This window comes from Streptomyces sp. NPDC007991, assembly GCF_042958445.1.
In the GTDB taxonomy this organism is placed as follows: domain Bacteria; phylum Actinomycetota; class Actinomycetes; order Streptomycetales; family Streptomycetaceae; genus Streptomyces.
The window spans coordinates 550295-567228 of the sequence record NZ_JBIBJD010000005.1; the positions used below are offsets into that span (position 1 = coordinate 550295).

Annotated in this window: 16 protein-coding genes and 2 pseudogenes; 14 read left to right on the forward strand and 4 right to left on the reverse strand. The window is 72.1% G+C overall.

The features are described 5' to 3' along the window. The first annotated feature begins 51 nt into the window (after nt 1-51). The 6 genes from ACFZDA_RS17100 (at nt 52) to ACFZDA_RS17125 (ending at nt 6470) form a co-directional block, all read left to right on the forward strand. On the forward strand, nt 52-1287 hold the full coding sequence (locus tag ACFZDA_RS17100; RefSeq protein ID WP_391081426.1) for an AAA family ATPase: 1236 nt from the start codon (nt 52-54) through the stop codon (nt 1285-1287). Next, nucleotides 1284-2408, forward strand: a complete 1125-nt coding sequence (locus ACFZDA_RS17105; protein ID WP_391081428.1) for a tetratricopeptide repeat protein — start codon at nt 1284-1286, stop codon at nt 2406-2408. Before ACFZDA_RS17100 ends, ACFZDA_RS17105 begins: the two co-directional genes overlap by 4 nt. A gap of 392 nt (nt 2409-2800) precedes the next feature. Beyond that, nucleotides 2801-3640 carry a UbiA family prenyltransferase gene (locus tag ACFZDA_RS17110; protein WP_391081430.1) on the forward strand — a complete coding sequence of 280 codons (840 nt, stop codon included), beginning with the start codon at nt 2801-2803 and terminating at the stop codon, nt 3638-3640. 160 nt (nt 3641-3800) lie between these two features. Continuing rightward, the gene (locus tag ACFZDA_RS17115; protein WP_391081432.1) at nt 3801-4889 is read left to right on the forward strand and encodes a 3-oxoacyl-[acyl-carrier-protein] synthase III C-terminal domain-containing protein; all 1089 of its coding nucleotides are present in this window, start codon (nt 3801-3803) and stop codon (nt 4887-4889) included. Beyond that, the gene (locus ACFZDA_RS17120) at nt 4886-5404 is read left to right on the forward strand and encodes an isoprenylcysteine carboxylmethyltransferase family protein (protein WP_391081435.1); all 519 of its coding nucleotides are present in this window, start codon (nt 4886-4888) and stop codon (nt 5402-5404) included. The genes ACFZDA_RS17115 and ACFZDA_RS17120 overlap by 4 nt, the downstream gene beginning before the upstream one ends. 10 nt (nt 5405-5414) lie before the next feature. Further along, the gene (locus tag ACFZDA_RS17125) at nt 5415-6470 is read left to right on the forward strand and encodes an FAD-dependent oxidoreductase (RefSeq protein WP_391081437.1); all 1056 of its coding nucleotides are present in this window, start codon (nt 5415-5417) and stop codon (nt 6468-6470) included. 17 nt (nt 6471-6487) lie between these two features. On the opposite strand, the gene ACFZDA_RS17130 is transcribed toward ACFZDA_RS17125, so the two are convergent. After that, complete coding sequence (locus ACFZDA_RS17130) at nt 6488-7384, reverse strand: NAD-dependent protein deacetylase (RefSeq protein ID WP_391081440.1); 897 nt, start codon at nt 7382-7384, stop codon at nt 6488-6490. 150 nt (nt 7385-7534) lie between these two features. Between ACFZDA_RS17130 and ACFZDA_RS17135 the strand changes: the two genes are divergently transcribed. The 3 genes and pseudogenes from ACFZDA_RS17135 to ACFZDA_RS17145 form a co-directional block, all read left to right on the forward strand. Next, the gene (locus tag ACFZDA_RS17135) at nt 7535-8851 is read left to right on the forward strand and encodes a phytase (protein WP_391081443.1); all 1317 of its coding nucleotides are present in this window, start codon (nt 7535-7537) and stop codon (nt 8849-8851) included. A gap of 81 nt (nt 8852-8932) precedes the next feature. Beyond that, on the forward strand, nt 8933-9466 hold the full coding sequence (locus ACFZDA_RS17140) for a GNAT family N-acetyltransferase (RefSeq protein ID WP_391081446.1): 534 nt from the start codon (nt 8933-8935) through the stop codon (nt 9464-9466). A 36-nt stretch (nt 9467-9502) separates the two neighbouring features. Further along, nucleotides 9503-9700 (forward strand): annotated as a pseudogene (locus ACFZDA_RS17145) (transcriptional regulator); the annotation flags it as partial. A gap of 70 nt (nt 9701-9770) precedes the next feature. Here the strand turns inward: ACFZDA_RS17145 and ACFZDA_RS17150 are convergent. After that, nucleotides 9771-10943 (reverse strand): SpoIIE family protein phosphatase, encoded by a 1173-nt coding sequence (locus ACFZDA_RS17150; protein ID WP_391081743.1) that lies wholly within the window; start codon nt 10941-10943, stop codon nt 9771-9773. A 192-nt stretch (nt 10944-11135) separates the two neighbouring features. Between ACFZDA_RS17150 and ACFZDA_RS17155 the strand changes: the two genes are divergently transcribed. Together ACFZDA_RS17155 and ACFZDA_RS17160 are read left to right on the forward strand one after the other, a co-directional pair. Next, complete coding sequence (locus ACFZDA_RS17155) at nt 11136-11438, forward strand: metalloregulator ArsR/SmtB family transcription factor (RefSeq protein WP_391081449.1); 303 nt, start codon at nt 11136-11138, stop codon at nt 11436-11438. Then, nucleotides 11435-11827, forward strand: a complete 393-nt coding sequence (locus ACFZDA_RS17160; RefSeq protein WP_391081452.1) for a VOC family protein — start codon at nt 11435-11437, stop codon at nt 11825-11827. Before ACFZDA_RS17155 ends, ACFZDA_RS17160 begins: the two co-directional genes overlap by 4 nt. Before the next feature lie 116 nt (nt 11828-11943). Here the strand turns inward: ACFZDA_RS17160 and ACFZDA_RS17165 are convergent. Then, nucleotides 11944-12180, reverse strand: a pseudogene (locus tag ACFZDA_RS17165) (DUF6980 family protein); the annotation flags it as partial. 165 nt (nt 12181-12345) lie between these two features. Then, nucleotides 12346-13371, reverse strand: a complete 1026-nt coding sequence (locus tag ACFZDA_RS17170) for a DUF6215 domain-containing protein (RefSeq protein ID WP_391081455.1) — start codon at nt 13369-13371, stop codon at nt 12346-12348. Between the two features lie 220 nt (nt 13372-13591). Here ACFZDA_RS17170 and ACFZDA_RS17175 point away from each other — a divergent pair, with 220 nt between their 5' ends. From ACFZDA_RS17175 to ACFZDA_RS17185, 3 genes are all read left to right on the forward strand, one after another. Further along, nucleotides 13592-14545, forward strand: coding sequence for an SDR family NAD(P)-dependent oxidoreductase (locus ACFZDA_RS17175; RefSeq protein ID WP_391081458.1), 954 nt, complete (start codon nt 13592-13594; stop codon nt 14543-14545). Between the two features lie 310 nt (nt 14546-14855). Then, complete coding sequence (locus tag ACFZDA_RS17180; protein ID WP_391081461.1) at nt 14856-16247, forward strand: histidine kinase; 1392 nt, start codon at nt 14856-14858, stop codon at nt 16245-16247. Continuing rightward, a complete protein-coding gene (locus ACFZDA_RS17185; RefSeq protein WP_391081464.1) occupies nt 16244-16930 on the forward strand; it encodes a response regulator in 687 nt (228 codons plus the stop codon). The genes ACFZDA_RS17180 and ACFZDA_RS17185 overlap by 4 nt, the downstream gene beginning before the upstream one ends. The last annotated feature ends 4 nt before the right edge of the window (nt 16931-16934 follow it).

Sequence of the window (16934 nt, forward strand, 5' to 3'; positions counted from 1 at the left end):
GCCCTTCGGGCGGACGACGGGAATGTGACGACAGGGCCTAGGCTGTTGATCATGCCGGATGACTCCCCTCTGATACAGAGTCTGCGTACCGCCGTCGCCGCCGCTCCCGCCGATGTACCGCTGCGGTTGCATCTGGCCCAACTCCTGCTGGAGGCAGGCCGGTCGGAGGCCGCCATCGCCGAGGCGGCCGTGGCCCTTCAGCACGCGCCGGGTGACGTTCAGGCCCGTGACCTGATGGCCCGGGCGATGGGCGCGCCGGCCCCGGCGCCGTCCCAACGCCCGGAGCAGCGGCCGGGGTTCGACTGGCGGGCCGCCGAGGAGCAGGTCGGGGACGTGGTGTCGCCGCGGTTCGTCGAGGCACCGGTCCGCGCGGACGGACAGGACGACCCCGGCGAGGCCGACGCGTGGGACGTGGAGACGCCCGGCGCGGTGCGGCTGGCCGACGTCGGCGGTATGCGGGAGGTCAAGGACCGCCTGGAGGCCGCCTTCCTCGCGCCGCTGCGCAACCCCGAGCTGCGCAAGCTGTACGGCAAGAGCCTGCGCGGCGGACTGTTGCTGTACGGGCCGCCCGGCTGCGGGAAGACGTTCATCGCCCGCGCGGTCGCCGGGGAACTCGGCGCCGCGTTCCTGTCGGTGTCGGTCAGCGACGTCCTCGACATGTGGATCGGCAACTCCGAGCGCAACATGCACGAGGTCTTCGAGACCGCCCGCCGCCAAGCACCCTGCGTGGTCTTCCTGGACGAGCTGGACGCGCTCGGCGCCAAGCGCAGCCGCACCGCGCACAGTGGCATGCGCAACACGGTCAACCAGCTGCTCACCGAGCTGGACGGCATCGACTCGGCGGCGAACGAGGGCGTGTTCGTCCTGGCCGCCACGAACGTGCCCTGGGACGTGGACAACGCCCTGCGCCGTCCCGGCCGACTGGACCGGACGATCCTGGTCCTGCCGCCCGACGGGCCGGCCCGGGAGGCGATCCTGCGCTACCACCTGCGGGACAGGCCCATCGAGAACGTCGACCTGGGCAAGCTGGTCAAGGCCACGGACGGCCTGTCGGGCGCGGACCTGGCCCATGTCTGCGAGGCGGCGGCCGAGCGGGCGCTGCTGGACTCGGCGCGCACCGGGACGGTCCGGTTGATCGGCATGAAGGACCTGCTGGCCGCCGCGAAGGAGGCCGTGCCGTCCGCCGAACCGTGGTTCGCCTCCGCGCGGAACGTGGCGATGTTCGCCAACGAGGGCGGGATGTACGACGACTTGGTGGCGTACCTGAAGAAGAGGCGCAAGCTGTGACCGCGACCGTGCACCCCGCCGTGGAGCGGGCCGGCCTGCTCATCGACCTGAAACGGTACGAGGAGGCCCGCGAACTGCTGGCACGGCGGCTCGCGGAGGACCCGGAGGACGTCCGGGCCTGGGTCAAACTCGCCCGCAGCCATCTCGGGGACGAGAAGGACGGGCCGAAGGCCCTGGAGGCGACGGAACGGGCGCTGGCGCTGGACTCCGTGGACACCGGGGCGCTCGTCATGCACGCGCACGCCCTGCGCGCCGCGGGCCGCTTCCCGGAGACCGAGGGCGTGCTGCGCGAGGTGATCCGCCTCGCCCCCGACCACTGGTACGGCTACGCGCTGCTCGCCAACTGGCTCTGGCGCATCAGGGCGATCCGCTCCGGGCAGGCCAACGGCGGCCAGGTCAGGCGCGAGGACCAGGACGCCGCCCTGCGCGAGGCCGGCGAACTGGCCCGGGAGGCCATCCGGCTGGGCCCCGAGGAGGTGTTCGCCTACGAGGTGGCCTGGCTGATCGCCGACATGGCGGGCAACCGCGCCGTCGCCGGCCAACTGGACGAGGCCATCCTGCGGCTCGACCCGCAGCACGAACAGGCCCTGGCCCGGCGGACGAAGAAGGCGGCGACCGCTCCCGGCGTCAACGCGGCGCAGGCCGCCACCCTGTACGCCGACGCGCTCGCCACCGCCCCCGACTCCGCGCCGATGCGCAGCGGCCTGGACGACGCCTCCTACCGTCTGCTGCGCGGCATCCGCTGGCTGGCCCTGCTCTGCCTCGCGCTCGCCGGCGCGGGCATCGACCTGTTCGCGACGCAGGGCCAGACCCAGCGGGAGCTGCCGCTGCCGCTGGGCCAGCGCCTCTGGGACCTCGTCCCCATGGCCGTCGTCTGGACCCTGGGCGCCCTGCTGAGGTACCGGCGGCTGCGCGCCGGCGTCCGGGTCAATCTGGGCTCGCTGCTCCGCCGCCGCACCTGGCCCCGTATCGTCCTGGCCCAGGCGTCCTGGGCCATGGCCTGCGCCCTGCTGATCACCCAGATCCCGTGGACGGACCGCACGGTCCCGCAGGTGCTGTTCTGGGCCGGCCTGCTGACGACAGTGGCGACGATCTGGTTCGACCGGCACAGGGACGGCTGAACGGTTCGTCCGCAACTGCGCAAGCGAAGATCGCCGCCGACCGCCGGTCTCCTACGTCCCCTGTACCGACCGCGCGGACGCGCACGCCTGGACCCTGCGCCCCGCCGGCGAGGACCGGCTGCGGAAACGCAGACCTGAGGCGCGTACGGGGGCCGGCGTCACTCCGCACCGGCTCCGCTTCCAGTCATGCCCGTTCCACCGGATGCCGGACCACCCCGTGTGAGCGGGCGGGCAACGTGGGAGCGATGCTGCATGCGCAACGTGATCACCGGTGACGGCGGGCCGTGGTCCTGGGCGACCGGAAACAGTGCGGAGGGGTGCGGCAGGGGCACCCTGCCGGTGTCCCGCGTCCTCGGGGATGCGCCCCGCCGGGCGCCGGGCGTGCGGAGGCGATGCCCGTGACCGCCGGCACGGCCCCCGCGCGCCCCGGACCGCCGCGCGCGCTCGCGCTGCTCGCCGCCGCCCACGGCGGGCCTGCGCTGGCCGTCACCGCCGTCACGGGCCTGCTGGCGCTGCGCGGCGGCCTGCGCCCGCCGGCCGCCGCCGCCGTCACCGCGGCGGTGTTCACCGGCCAGCTCACCATCGGCTGGGGCAACGACCTGCTCGACCTCGCGCGTGATCGCGCCGTGGGCCGCACCGACAAGCCGTTGGCCGTCGGTGTCCTGCCGGTCGGCTGGGTGGCACGCGCCCTCGTCGCTGCCGCTCTCGCCTCCCTCGTACTGTCCGCGCTCGCCGGCTGGCGCAGCGCACTGGTCAACGTCCTCCTCGCCACCGGCGCGGGCCACGCCTACAACATCGGCCTCAAGGCGACCCCTTGGTCATGGGTGCCGTACACCTGCGGCTTCGGGATGCTGCCTTCGGTCGTCACCCTCGCCGCGTCGCCGCCTCACTGGGCGCCCTGGTGGATGACCGCGGCCGGTGCCGCGCTCGGCGTCGGAGCGCATCTGCTCAACGTGCTGCCCGACCTCGCCGACGACGAGGCCACCGGGATCCGAGGCCTGCCGCACCGGATCGGCGAACGTCCCTCGCGCGTCCTGGCCGCCGCGCTGCTCACCGCCGCCTCGGTGCTCGCCGTGACCGGTCCCGCCGGAGCCCCGCCGGCGTGGGCGTGGACGGCCCTGGCCCTGGTCACCGTCCTCGCGGTGACGACCTGGTTCGGCCGCGGCCGCGCTCCCTTCCGTGCCGCGGTGACCATCGCCCTGCTCGACGTCGTGCTGCTGACGGTCGCCTGATGGCACCGGCAGACTCCGCTCCGCCCGGCGCCGGCCCGCCTCGCGCCACCACCGCGCCGGCGGCCCCGCCCCGGCTCTCGCGCTCACCGTCACGGTTGAGCCCGCGCCCGGCCCCGGCCGGGTGCTCCCCGCGTCCCACCGCCCCGTCCCAGGAGCCAGCATGACCATGCGCGTCCTCAGCGTCCGCGGCACCCTGCCCGAGCACTGCCACCGGCAGCAGGAGATCACCGACTCCTTCACCACCACCCTGGTCGGGAACACGGTCGATCGCGGCGTCGTCGAGCGGCTCCACCGCAACGTGTGCGTCGAGACCCGGCACACCGTGCTGCCGCTGGAGGAGTACGGCCGGATCGAGGACTTCGGCCAGTCGAACGACGTCTTCATCCGGTCCGGCGTCGAACTCGGCGGCCGCGCGGTCGTCGACGCGCTCAAGAGCGTCGACCTCGCACCTGCCGACGTCGACTACATCGTCTCGTGCACGGTGACCGGCCTGGCCGTGCCCTCCCTGGAGGCCCGGGTCGCGGCGGAGATCGGACTGCGCCCCGACGTGGTGCGCATGCCCCTCGTCGGCCTCGGCTGCGTCGCCGGCGCGGCCGGCATCGCCCGCCTCAACGACCTGCTGCGCGGGCGCCCCGACGCCGTCGCGGTGCTGATGTCGGTCGAGTTGTGCTCGCTCACGCTCCAGCGCGACGACACCTCGGTCGCCAACGCCGTGGCGAGCGGCCTGTTCGGGGACGGCGCCGCCGCCGTGGTCGCCGTCGGCCGCGAACACCCCCTCGCACAGACCGACGACCCCGCCGCTCCCGAAGTGCTCGCCTCACGCAGCCGCCTCTACCCCGACTCGGAACGCATGATGGGCTGGGACGTCGGCTCAGGCGGGTTCAGAGTCGTCCTCGACTCCGCGGTCCCCGGCCTGGTGCGCCGGTACGTCGGCGAGGACGTCCGCCGCTTCCTCGCCGATCACGGGCTGACCAGCCGTGACATCGGCTGGTACGTCGCCCACCCCGGCGGCCCCAAGGTCCTGGAGGCGTTGCAGGACGCCCTCGGTGTCGAACGGGACGCGCTGGGCGTGACCTGGGAGTCGCTGCGCCGGATCGGCAATCTGTCCTCCGCCTCGGTGCTGCACGTCCTGGCGGACACGCTCGCCGACCGGCCGCCCCCGCCCGGCTCCTACGGGCTCATGCTCGCCATGGGCCCGGGCTTCTGCTCCGAACTCGTACTCCTGCGCGCTCCGGAAGCCGGACAGTGAGCAGCGAGGCCTGGTTCACCGTCCTGGTGCTGGCCGTGGGTCTGGAACGGGTCGCCGAACTGGCCGTCTCCCAGCGCAACGCCGACTGGAGCCTCGCACGCGGCGGCGTGGAGTCCGGGCGGGGGCACTATCCGTTCATGGTGGTGCTGCACACCGGCCTGCTCGTCGGCGCGCTCGTGGAGGTGTGGGTGCGCCGGCCGGCCGTCGTACCGGTCCTGGCCTGGTCGATGCTCGGCCTCGTCGCCCTCGCGCAGGGGCTGCGCTGGTGGTGCATCGCCACGCTGGGCCGGCAGTGGAACACCCGGGTGATCGTCGTACCCGGCGCCGCACGTGTGACGGGCGGACCCTACCGCTGGATCCCGCACCCCAACTACGTCGCCGTCGCCGCCGAAGGCCTCGCCCTTCCGCTCGTGCACTCGGCCTGGATCACGGCGGTCGTCTTCACCGCGCTCAACGGGCTCCTGCTCGCCACCCGCGTCCGCGCCGAGGACGCCGCCCTGACACGGCTGGCCTGAGGAGGCACATATGGATCTGCTCGTCGTCGGCGGGGGCCCCGCGGGCCTGGCCACGGCCCTGCACGCGGCCCGGGCAGGCCTCGACGTCACCGTCTGGGAGCAGCGAGCCGGCGTCGTCGACAAGGCGTGCGGCGAGGGCCTGATGCCGGGCGCCGTCGCCGCGTTGGCGGCCCTGGGGGTGCACCCGCGCGGGCACGACCTGCGGGGCATCCGGTACGTGGCCGGACCTCGCCGCGTCGACGCCGGCTTCACGGCGGGCACGGGGCGCGGAGTGCGTCGTACGACGCTGCACGCGTTGCTGCGCGAGGCGGTGCTGGCGGCGGGCGTACGCGTCGACCAGCGCACCGCGCGGCACGTCGAGCAGGACCAGGGCGGAGTGGTGGTCGACGGCACCCGCGCCGGGCACCTCGTAGCGGCCGACGGCCTGCACTCGCCGATCCGCCGCGCCCTCGGGCTGAACCGGCCGCGCCGGTCGCCCGCGCGCCACGGGCTGCGGCGCCACTACGCGCTCGCCCCCTGGAGCGACCACGTCGAGGTGCACTGGGCCCGCGAGGCGGAGGCCTACGTGACCCCGGTGGCCGACGACCTCGTGGGCGTCGCGGTGCTCACCTCCGCCCGCCGGCCCTTCGACGACCACCTCACCGCCTTCCCCGAGCTGCGGGAGCGGCTGGCCGGCGCCGGCCTCGCCGGACCGGTACGGGGAGCAGGCCCGCTCCGCCAGGTCGCGAGTGCGCGCACCGCCGGCCGGGTGCTGCTCGTGGGCGACGCCGCCGGGTACGTCGACGCGCTCACCGGCGAGGGCATCGCGCTGGCCCTCGCGCAGGCGCCCGCCGCGGTGTCGGCCATCACCAGCGGTGACCTCGCGTCCTACGAGGGGGAGTGGCGACGGCTCACCCGGCGCTACCGCTGGCTGACCCACACGCTTCTCGGCGCGACGCGGAAGCCACCGGCCCGTGCGGCGCTGGTGCCCGTCGCCCAACGGCTGCCGTGGCTGTTCTCCACGACCGTCGCCATGCTGGCGCGACCGGTGGGCGAGCGGGCCACGCCCGTCCGGCCGCCCGGGTAGCCGCCGGACCTGGAAAACTACGACTCCCGCACGTGATGTGCGATGCCCAGTCGCTCCGCCACGGTGGTGAGCGCCGCCCCGAGCGGGAGCGAGACCCGGGTGAAGGCGTGCCGGTCCCCCCTGGTCGGCTCCCGGTTGACGATCAGCACCGGCTTTCCGGCCTGGGCCGCCTGGCGGACGAAGCGGAGCCCGGACATCACCGTCAGGGAGGAGCCGAGGACCAGCAGCGAGGCCGACTCACGGACCAGCTCGCGGCAGTGCTCGACCCGTCCCGGAGGAACGTTTTCACCGAAGAACACCACGTCCGGTTTGAGGATGCCTCCGCAGATCGTGCAGGGCACCACACGGAAATGTCCGTCCTGCGCGTCGGTGAGGTCGGCGTCACCGTCCGGGTTGATGCCGGCGGCCACGGGCTCGAAGCCCGGATTGGCCTCCTGAAGCCGCTCGGCGAGTTCACGGCGCGGACTGAAGGCGCCACAGGCCAGGCAGACGACCCGGGCCAGGCTGCCGTGGAGTTCCACCACGTCCTCGCTGCCGGCGGCCTGGTGCAGGCCGTCGACGTTCTGGGTGATGACCCCCGAGAGCAGGCCGTGCCGCCCGAAGGCGGCCACGGCCCGGTGCCCGGCGTTGGGGCGGGCGCGGCCGAAGGTGCGCCAGCCGAGATGACTGCGTGCCCAGTACCGGCGCCGGGCCCGGGCACTGGCGGTGAAGTCCTGGAAGGTCATCGGTGTGTGCCGGCCGAGGCTCCCGCCCTCGCCCCGGTAGTCGGGAATGCCCGACTCCGTGGAGATGCCCGCTCCGCTGAGCACCAGCACACCGCCGGTGCCCAGCGCGTCGGCGACCGGCTCCGGATCCGTGGTGGCCGGCGGCAGGTCCTCGGTGGGCGTCCAGCTCAGAGTCGGGCGCATGCGCATGCCGTCAGGGTACGGCGCGAGTGAACGGCAGTTGGCGGGCAAACGCCTTTTCCGCGAGCACGTGGACAGATCACAGTCTCCTGCGCGCAAAGTTCTCCCCGCACGATCGGCATGTCCTCGTCATCGACGTCCTCGACCAAGGAAGTGGTTGTGAGAACGCACCGCACTCCGTGCAGAACCGCCGCCCTCGTCCTCGGCACCGCCCTGCTCGCCCTCCTGGCCCCCGCCCGGGCCGGGGCCGACGACGCGGGCCTGCCGACGGTCACGCCCGTCACCGAGACCTCCGCCCTCTACGACGACGAGGCGGGCGGCAACTCCGACGCGGACGATCCGGCGATCTGGCGCAACGCGGCCGACCCGGGCCGCAGCCTCGTCATCGCGACCGCCAAGGAGGGCGGCCTGCGGGTGTACGACCTGGGCGCCCGCCTGGTTCAGTCGCTGCCCGCGCCCCGTCCGCCCGCCGAGGGCGACGCCCCGGGCCGCTACAACAACGTCGACCTCGTCATCGGTCTGCGCACCTCCACCGGCCGGGCCGACGTCGCCGTGGTCAGCGACCGCGGCAACGACCGGCTGCGGATCTACCGCATCGACCCGTCCAGGCCCGGCCGCCCGCTGACCGACATCACCGACCCGGCCGCCGCCCCGGTCTTCGCCATCGACCAGGCCGAGATCAACGAACAGCGCACCGCCTACGGCCTCGCCACCTGGCGGGACAAGTCCACCGGGCGCTCCTACGCCCTGGTCAGCAGGCGGGAGCGGACCCGCCTCGCGCTGGTCGAGCTGAAGCCGACGGCGAGCGGGACCGTCACCTACGAGAAGGTCCGCACCCTCGACCTGCCCGCGTCCTTCCGCCTCCCGGACGGCACCACCTGGTCCCCCTGCGCGGAGCCCGGCGAGCTCCCGCAGGTCGAGGGCATGGTGGTGGACCCCGCCACCGGCACGCTCTACGCCGGCCAGGAGGACATCGGCATCTGGCGGATCCGCGCCGACCTCACCGGCAAGCCGGTTCTGGTGGACAAGGTCCGTGAGTTCGGCGTTCCCGGCGTCTACGACGAGGAGACCGAGGAGTGCGCGGCGGGCGCCGACCCCGGCTACGGCGGTGACCGGCTGGCGGCCGATGTCGAGGGCCTGACCCTGCTCCAGGAGTCCGACGGGGACGGCTACCTCCTCGCCTCCAGCCAGGGCGACGGCACCTTCGCCCTGTACGACCGCGAGGTGAGCGAGGACAACGCGTACGAAGGCGGCTTCCGTGTCGGCGCGGCCTCGGCGACCCTGGACGGGGCGCAGGAGTGCGACGGTGCGGCCGTCCTGAACGCCCCGCTCGGCGGCCGCTACCCGAACGGCCTGCTGGTCGTCCAGGACGGTCATGAGACCCCCGACGTGCCCGACGGCGAGGGCGGCACCCGCACCGCGACCGGCTTCAAGTTCGTCGACCTGGGCGACGTGGTGGACGCCGCCGGCCTGTGAGTCCGAGAGTCGTCACCTCACCGACAGCCGGGATGACGCTCCCGGTTCGCGCTCCCACCGCCGCGTCGGCAGGATGGGACGATGACCGAGATCCGCACACCCCGCCTCCTCCTGCGCCGATGGCTTGACGACGACCTCGTCCCCCTGTCCGAGATCCACGCCGATCCGGCGGTGATGCGGGGGGTCGGCGACGGCAGGCCGCGCTCTGTGGAACAGACGGCCCAGGACATCGAGGCGTGGGAGGAGGAGTGGGACGACGAAGGCTTCGGGATGTTCGCGGTCGAGCTCCTGGGCTCCGGTGAGTTGGCGGGCGCCGTCGGACTGTCCGTGGCAGACACTCCGGCCGAGGTCGCCGGCCAGGTGACGATCGGCTGGCGGCTCGGGCGGGTGTTCTGGGGGCAGGGGTACGCATCCGAAGCGGCCCACGCCACCCTGGAGTTCGCGCTGCAGGACCGCGGCCTCGACCGGGTGGCCGCCGTGTGCCGGGCGGGCGACAGGGCCTCCGCGAACGTCCTCGACAAACTCGGCATGCAGGCGGAAGGCACCGTGCAAGACCCGGTCCACGGCCACGACCTCGCGGTCTACGGCATCGACCTCACGCAGTACCAGGAGTGACACTCGGTCTCGGGTCGGGCCGGGATCTCGGTTGCGATCCGTGGGAGGAGCGGTCGCCGAGGAGCCAGGCGGCGGCCTGCGCGATCTCCCGCGGGTCACCGCGCGGCGCAACGGGGTGTGCGCCGCGAGGCGGTGGCGCAACTGGCGTTCATCTCGACCGAGTACTGCACGCGGCTGGAGCAGGCACGGGCACCGCACCCCTCGTACGAGGTGCCGGCAGGACCGGCACGGGCTCAGTCCAGCCCGACGCCGGTCGGCGTCGCCCGCGTGCTTCTGAGCCGCCCTGGGCAAGCAACCACCCTGGTCATGGCTGTTTCGGGCGGGCGGCCGAGGCTTGGCGGGTGTCCGCGCCGGAGCTGACGTGCCGCTGGGTCTCCTGCGGGCCGTGCCAGTCCAGGCACATGGCGGTGGCGTCGTCGTCGAGACGGCCCTCGCCGGCGTCGCGGACCGCGGAAGTCAGTGCCAGTACGGTTTCCCGCGGGTGCAGGTCCCGGGTGTGTGCGAGCAGGGCCGGCAGGTCGACCTTCTCCCCATCGCGTTCGAGCATGCCGTCGGTGAACATCAGCAGCCGGTCACCGGGGCGCAGATCGAGGTCCTGGACGCGGTAGGGGTGGGGTGTGAACTCGGACAGACCGAAGGGATGGTCCACCTCGCAGGTGATCACTTCCACGTTCCCGTCGCGCATGCGCAGGGGCCAGGGGTGTCCGGCGTTGACGAGCTGGGCCTGTCCGGCCTGGAGATCGATGCGCAGCAGCTGCCCGGTGGCGTGACCGTGGCCGTGGTCGATCAGTGCCCGGTCGGCCCGGCGGGCCTGCTCGGCCAGCCCAGCTCCCGCGCGGCGGGCGCCGCGCAGGGCACTGACCAGGACGGTGGCGGACAGGGCGGCGTCGATGTCGTGGCCCATGGGGTCGGTCACCGACACGTGGAGGGTGTCATGGTCCAGGGTGTAGTCGAAGGTGTCGCCGCTGAGGTCTTCGGAGGGCTCCAGGTGCCCGCTCAGGGTGAACTGGGCGGCCTCGCAGGACAGGGACGGGGGCAGCAACTGGTATTGGATCTCTGCTGCCAAGGTGGGCGGCCTGGAGCGTTTGCCCCAGGTGTAGAAGTCGGTGAAGCGCCCATTGGCGATCACGATGTAGGCCAGGAGGTGGGCGGCTTCCCCGACCGCGTCGAGGACGTCGTCGCCGGGGTCGGCCGGCAGGAGCAGTTCCAGCAGCCCGATCGCGTCCCCCCGGTTGGTGACCGGCATGATCACCCGATGTCCGAGCCCGGTCTCCTCCCGGTACAGACGCTGGGTGCGGATCACTTCCTCGTAGACGCTGCCGAACAGGGGGATCCGCTCCGCCTCCCGGCCACCCTCCGCGGGTGAGCTGGACAGCCGCGCCACCGCTTTCCCCGTCAAGTCCACGATGAGGAAGGAGGCCTTCGTGGCCTCGAAACGCCGTCGCAGGTTCTCGGCGACCACGTCGACGGCATCCACCGGCGCCGCCGTCTCCGCGGCCGTCAACAACCGGGGGAAACCACTCTGCCCACCACGCACGACGCGGTTCCTTCCACCAGCCCCTCTTACCAGCATGGGAACCACCGCGGACAGCGTCAATACGTGAAGGCCACCGCTCTCGGGGTGCACGCCGAGTTGATATGCAAGTGAATGCTTGCCTATTGTGTGGTCGTGGCCGATGACCTTTTCAAAGCTTTGGCCGACCCCACCCGCCGCACGATCCTCGACGAACTCACGGAGAAGTCCGGACAGACGCTGTTCGAGATCTGCTCGCGACTGAGCATGAAGCACCAGCTCGGCATCTCGCGCCAAGCGGTCTCCCAGCACCTGGCCGTGCTGGAGGCCGCCGGGCTCGTCGAGACCCGGCGAGAGGGCCGCTACAAGTTCCACGAGCTGAACACCGCCCCGCTGCGGCAGATCGTCGAGCGATGGCTGGTGGCCGATACGTCCGGACCGAAGGAGAGCACTCCATGAAGATCCATCTGACCAGCGTCTTCGTCGACGACCAGGCCAAGGCCGAGCGCTTCTACACCGAGGTCCTCGGCTTCGTGAAGAAGCACGACGTCCCGGTGGGCGAGAAGGACCGGTGGCTGACGGTCGTCTCGCCCGACGAGCCCGACGGCACCGAACTCCTCCTGGAGCCGGCGGGCCACCCGGCCGTCAAGACCTTCCGTGACGCACTCGTCCAGGAGGGCATCCCGCTCGCCCAGTTCGCCGTCGACGATGTGAAGGCGGAGTACCAGCGCCTGCACGGCCTCGGAGTCCGTTTCACCCAGGAACCCGTGGAGATGGGCCCCGTCACCACCGCCGTCTTCGACGACAACTGCGGCAACCTGATCCAGATCGCCACCAAGCCGCGGTAGACAGTCGGTTCAGAAGCGGCCCGAGGCCGCTGGTTCGTCACTCGTGTGTGCGAAGTGGCGAGCCAGCGGTCGTCCTGGAACTCGGCAGGCACCTCGTCCTCCCAAGGGTCGATCCCGAGGCGCTCCAGTTCGTCAAACCATCGGTCGCGCTGCGACTCGGGGAGGCGCCGTCCGCACCAGGGGCAGAAGGTGATCGTGACGCTCGACGTCCCGCCGTCATGGATGATCAGCCCGTACTCCTGGAACGCGGCGCTGAAGGCAACCAGCACGTCGGGGCAGGCGAAGGGCTCGTCGTGCCGGCCGCAGTTCACGGTCACGCGGCTGGTCATCGCCTCGCAGCAGTGATGCGTCATGACCTCGGCTTCTCGTTGATCGGCATCGTGACCATGAGTAGATCCGCTGTGGTGATCACCTTCGGCGATGGCGTCATCGCCGTATGGCGGACCCGGAGATCCCGGCGAGGTCGGCAGCGCGGCTCACCATCGCCAGGGTGCCGCACAACGAGCAGCCCTCTCCGCTCAGTGGACACGCCGTTCGGGGACAGTCGGAAGGACCTTCTCAGCGATGTCGAGGAGAACACTGTCGTCCGGGAGGGTTCCGGACTGGCTCCACACGGTGATTTCGCAGTAGCCGCCCTGGTCACTACGGTCGAGGGCCACGGACAGCGTCCTGGCCAGAGGGCCCTGTTCGACCGGTCCGCCGGATCCGCCGCTCCCGAGGTTGATCTCGATCTTCATGGTGTGATCCGAGGAGAAGACCGCGGGCCGTCCGAGAACCTTGAGCGTCTTCACGTCCTCCTCATCCCCGAACCTCATCAGCTTCACGTACTGCTCGGTCGACAGCTCGTTGTAAGTGGCCGAGACATTCACGGTGTACGTGTCGAACGCGACCTCGGCCTCCGGCTGGGCGACCTTCCCGTCGGTCAGGGGAGCGGTGTTGCTGGTGCCGGAGGCAGTGGTCGCGGTCTCTCCGGGCGTTTTGAGGAGCTTGGCCAGGTCCGGCCGGTTGAGCGCCTTGCACAGCTCTTCACCGGTCACAGGCCGGGGGGTCTGCTTGTAGGCCTTCGGCAGCTCCTCGTGTTCCCCGTCCGAACACGAGGCGGGCTGGGGGGTGTTGTCGTCGGACGGCATCATGCGCGGGCCCAGCCACACCGCGGCCGCGAGTGCCCCGAACACGGCCACGGCCGCGAGGGCCTGGCCCCATGCGTTGGGTTCCTTCTCCGGAGTGCCTTGGCCTTGTGCCTGGACTTGGACTTGGGCCTGGACTGGGGGTTGGGCCTGGACTGGGGGTTGGGCGGCGGCATCGGCCGCCGCCCCCTCTGCGGGGACTGCCGGACTCGGGTTCCGCCGTGCGCGCAGCGCCCTGACCACCGCGTAGACGCGCAGTGCGGTGAACACGAGGAACACCATGCCGATCCCGGCCGCGACCCGATCGTGATCGCTGACGGCGAGATACATGATGCGCACGCCGAGAACCGACCCGACCGCGATGAGCAGGGGCTCGCGGACCCAGAACGGCAACAGGCGGAGGAGGAAACCGAGCATCTGGTGATCTCACCAGGACACGACCACATCCGCCGTGGTGGAAGCCACAGTTCCGGGCAGGGGCAGGACCTGCCTGCCGGCAGGTTGCAGGCCGGCCGGCGGTGCCGTCGGTGATCCGTAGGCGATCTGTCGGGGGCGACGGGAACCATTGGGCGCCCGGCCTCGGAGTGCCTCGCAGGGCAGCCGCAGCCGCCCTCGACCGCAAGGGAGCCCCGCCGCCATGTCCTCCACGTCCTCCACCCCGCCCTGGGATGTCCAACGGCTGCCGCGTGCCGATGGCGGCGTCTTTCTGGTCACCGGCGGCAACACCGGAATCGGGTACTTCGTCGCGGAACAGTTGTCCGCGACCGGAGCCACTGTCGTACTGGGCAGCCGGGATCCCGCGAAGGCCGAAGTCGCCACGGCTTCGATCCGCTCGCGTGTCCCCGGCGCGCGGGTGCGGGCCGTGCGGCTGGATCTGGCCGACCTCTCGTCGCTCGGAACAGCGGTGGAATCACTGGATGTGGAACGCCTCCACGCGGTGGTCCACAACGCCGGTGTCGCGCTCGACGACCCGCCGCGCCGGGAGACGGGGGACGGTCACGAGCTCATGCTCGGCACGAACCACCTCGGGCACTTCGCGCTGACCCACTGGCTGATGCCGCTGTTGTCGGCCGCGCCGGCGGCCCGCGTCGTGACCATGGGCAGCTTCGCCGCCAAGTCCGAGCGGCTCGACCTCGACGACCTGCAGTCCCGGTATGACTACCGGCCCAAGCGCACCTACGCACGCTCCAAGCTGGCGCAGATGTTCTTCGGCCTCGAACTCGACCGCCGCTTGCGCGCCGTCGACAGCACGGTGGCGAGCGTGGTGGTCCAGCCCGGCGGTGCGCTGGACTCGCTGACCCCGTCACGGCCGCCCGTCCATGTGCGGACCGCTGGTGCGCGGCTCTGCGGGGCACCGGCCGCCCTCCTCCTCCAGGGCAAGCACGCCGGTGCCTGGCCCGCGGTCCGAGCGGTGCTCGACCCGACCGTGAGCGGAGGCCAGCTGTGGGGACCACGCGCCTTCGGCCTGCGCGGCAAGCCCCGACGTGAACCGGTGTGGACCCACCTCACCGACACTTCCGTAGCGGCGCGGCTGTGGGAGGCAAGCTGTGACCTGACCGGCGTCGACCTCGGCTACTTGCAGGTCCGGTAGCCGTATCCGGCCTGTACGTGATTCTCGTACCGGTCCTCGAAGGTGTACTTGCCGTCCGAGTTCCGCTTGACCTTGAAGATGTTCGATCCGCCTCGGTACTCCAGGAACAGGTCCTTGCCCCGTGCGGTCGACCCGCGGGTCTTGACGAGATAGTTGCCAGCGATGGCGAAGACTTCCCCTCGTATCCTGAACCGTGTGCTGCCGAATGTCGATATCGAGGGTGAGGCACTGAGCAGGCATGTCCCCGCCTCCGCGACCGAGCCGGACGCAGCGGTGCGGCGGCTCCCCGTCGGCCGGGACTGAGCCGGCCATGCCGAAACCGGAGGGCGGTGGTCCGCGACCAGGCGGCGCGTGGTCGCGGGAGGTGGCGATCACGGCGACGGCGTTCGCGTTCTGCCTGCTCGGCGGGGTGATACAGGTCGACGACACGCTGTCGGCGCCGCCCGCTGCCGCCTACGTCATCGCCGTGGTGTCCTGTGCCGTGCTGCCGGTGCGGCACCGGGCACCCCTGCCCGCCCTGGCGGCCACGACCGCGGTCGGCGTGCTGGTGCCGCCCCTGGGCCTCCTTCTCACTCCGCTCATCGTGGCCCCCGCCGTGATCACCGCCTACTCCTACTCACTCGCCGCGCACACCGAACGGCGCGCGGCGAGCGCGGTGTTGCTCACTTCCACGGCGCTGGTCGCCTCCATCCCTCTGTTCGGGGACGTCTCGTGGAAGGACGCGAGCAGGATGGGAGTGGTGGCGGTGTTCCCACTGGTGGCCGGCGTACTCGGTCACTCGGTGCGCAACCGACGGGCCTACCTGGCGGCCGTGGAGGAGCGGGCCCGGCGGGCCGAGGAGAGCCGGGACAGCGAGGCGCGCCGGAGAGTGGCCGAGGAACGGGTGCGCATCGCCCGGGAACTGCATGACCTGGTGGCCCATCAGATCACCCTGGCCAACGCGCAGGCCACGGTCGCCGCCCACCTCTTCGACGCCCGCCCGGAGCAGACCCGCAAGAGCCTCAAGGAACTCGTCGAGACCACCGCGGACGCGCTCGACGACCTGCGGGCCACGGTCGGTCTGCTGCGTCAGTCCGGGGACGCTCCCACGCCCCGGGAACCGGCACCCGGGCTGTCCCGGCTTCCCACGCTCCTCGAGTCCTTCCGCCGCGCGGGCCTGGAGGTGTCCGTGCACCAGGAGGGCACGGCCAGGCCGCTGCCGCCGGGAGTGGACCTCACCGCCTACCGCATCGTCCAGGAGGCCCTGACCAACGTGACCAAGCACGCCGGTACCGGCAGCGCCCGGGTCCGCCTCGCCTGGACCCGCGACCGCGTGACCATCACCGTCGCCGACGAAGGCGGGGGCGGGGGCGGCCGTACGGCGCCGACCGCGTCCACGGGGAGGAGTGCGTCCACGGGAGCGAGTGCGTCCACGCTGCCGGATCGTCCGCCCGGTTACGGTCTGATCGGGATGCGTGAGCGTGCCACCGCGGTCGGGGGACACCTCTCCGCAGGCAGGCGCCCGGATGGCGGTTTCCTCGTCTCCACCCAACTGCCCCTCCCGCCCGCCAAGGACACGCCCGCGAGGACACCGAGCACTGACGGAGCGACAACCACCGATGAGAAACGGATGGCCGACGGAGCTACGGCCGACGGACGAACGGCCGACGGAGCGACAGACGACCGACGGACGGGCGACGGAGAGGCCGGGGACACGCCGTGACGCTCAGGGTGCTCCTCGCCGACGATCAGGCCCTGCTCCGCGGTGCCTTCCGCATGCTTCTCGACAGCGCCGACGACATCACCGTGGTCGGTGAGGCCGGCGACGGCAGAGAGGCGGTGAGACTCACCCGGGAACTGCGCCCGGACGTGGTGGTCATGGACATCCGTATGCCCGGGACGGACGGTCTCACCGCCACGTCGGAGATCTGCGCGGACCCGGACCTGCGCGCCAGCCGCATCCTGATCCTCACCACGTACGAGACCGACGAGTACGTCGCTCAGGCGCTGCGCGCGGGGGCCGGCGGCTTCATCGGCAAGGGCATCGGGGCCGAGGACCTGGCGGACGCCGTGCGGACGATCGCCCACGGCGACACTCTGCTGTCCCCCGCGGCGACCCGCTCGTTGGTCGCCCGGTTCCTGGCCACACCGGACGACTCCACGCCCCACCGCCCCGAACAGCTCGCCGTCCTCACCCCGCGCGAACGCGAGATGGTGGCCCTGGTCGCGACCGGCCTGTCCAACCAGGAGATCGCCGAGCGGATGTTCCTCAGCCCGTTCACCGTCCGCGCCCACGTCCAGCGCGCCATGACGAAGCTGGAGGCCCGTGACCGGGCGCAACTCGTCGTCATCGCCTACCGGACGGGCCTGGCCCGCACCGCCGCCGACGGTAGTCCTAGTAACTAACGGA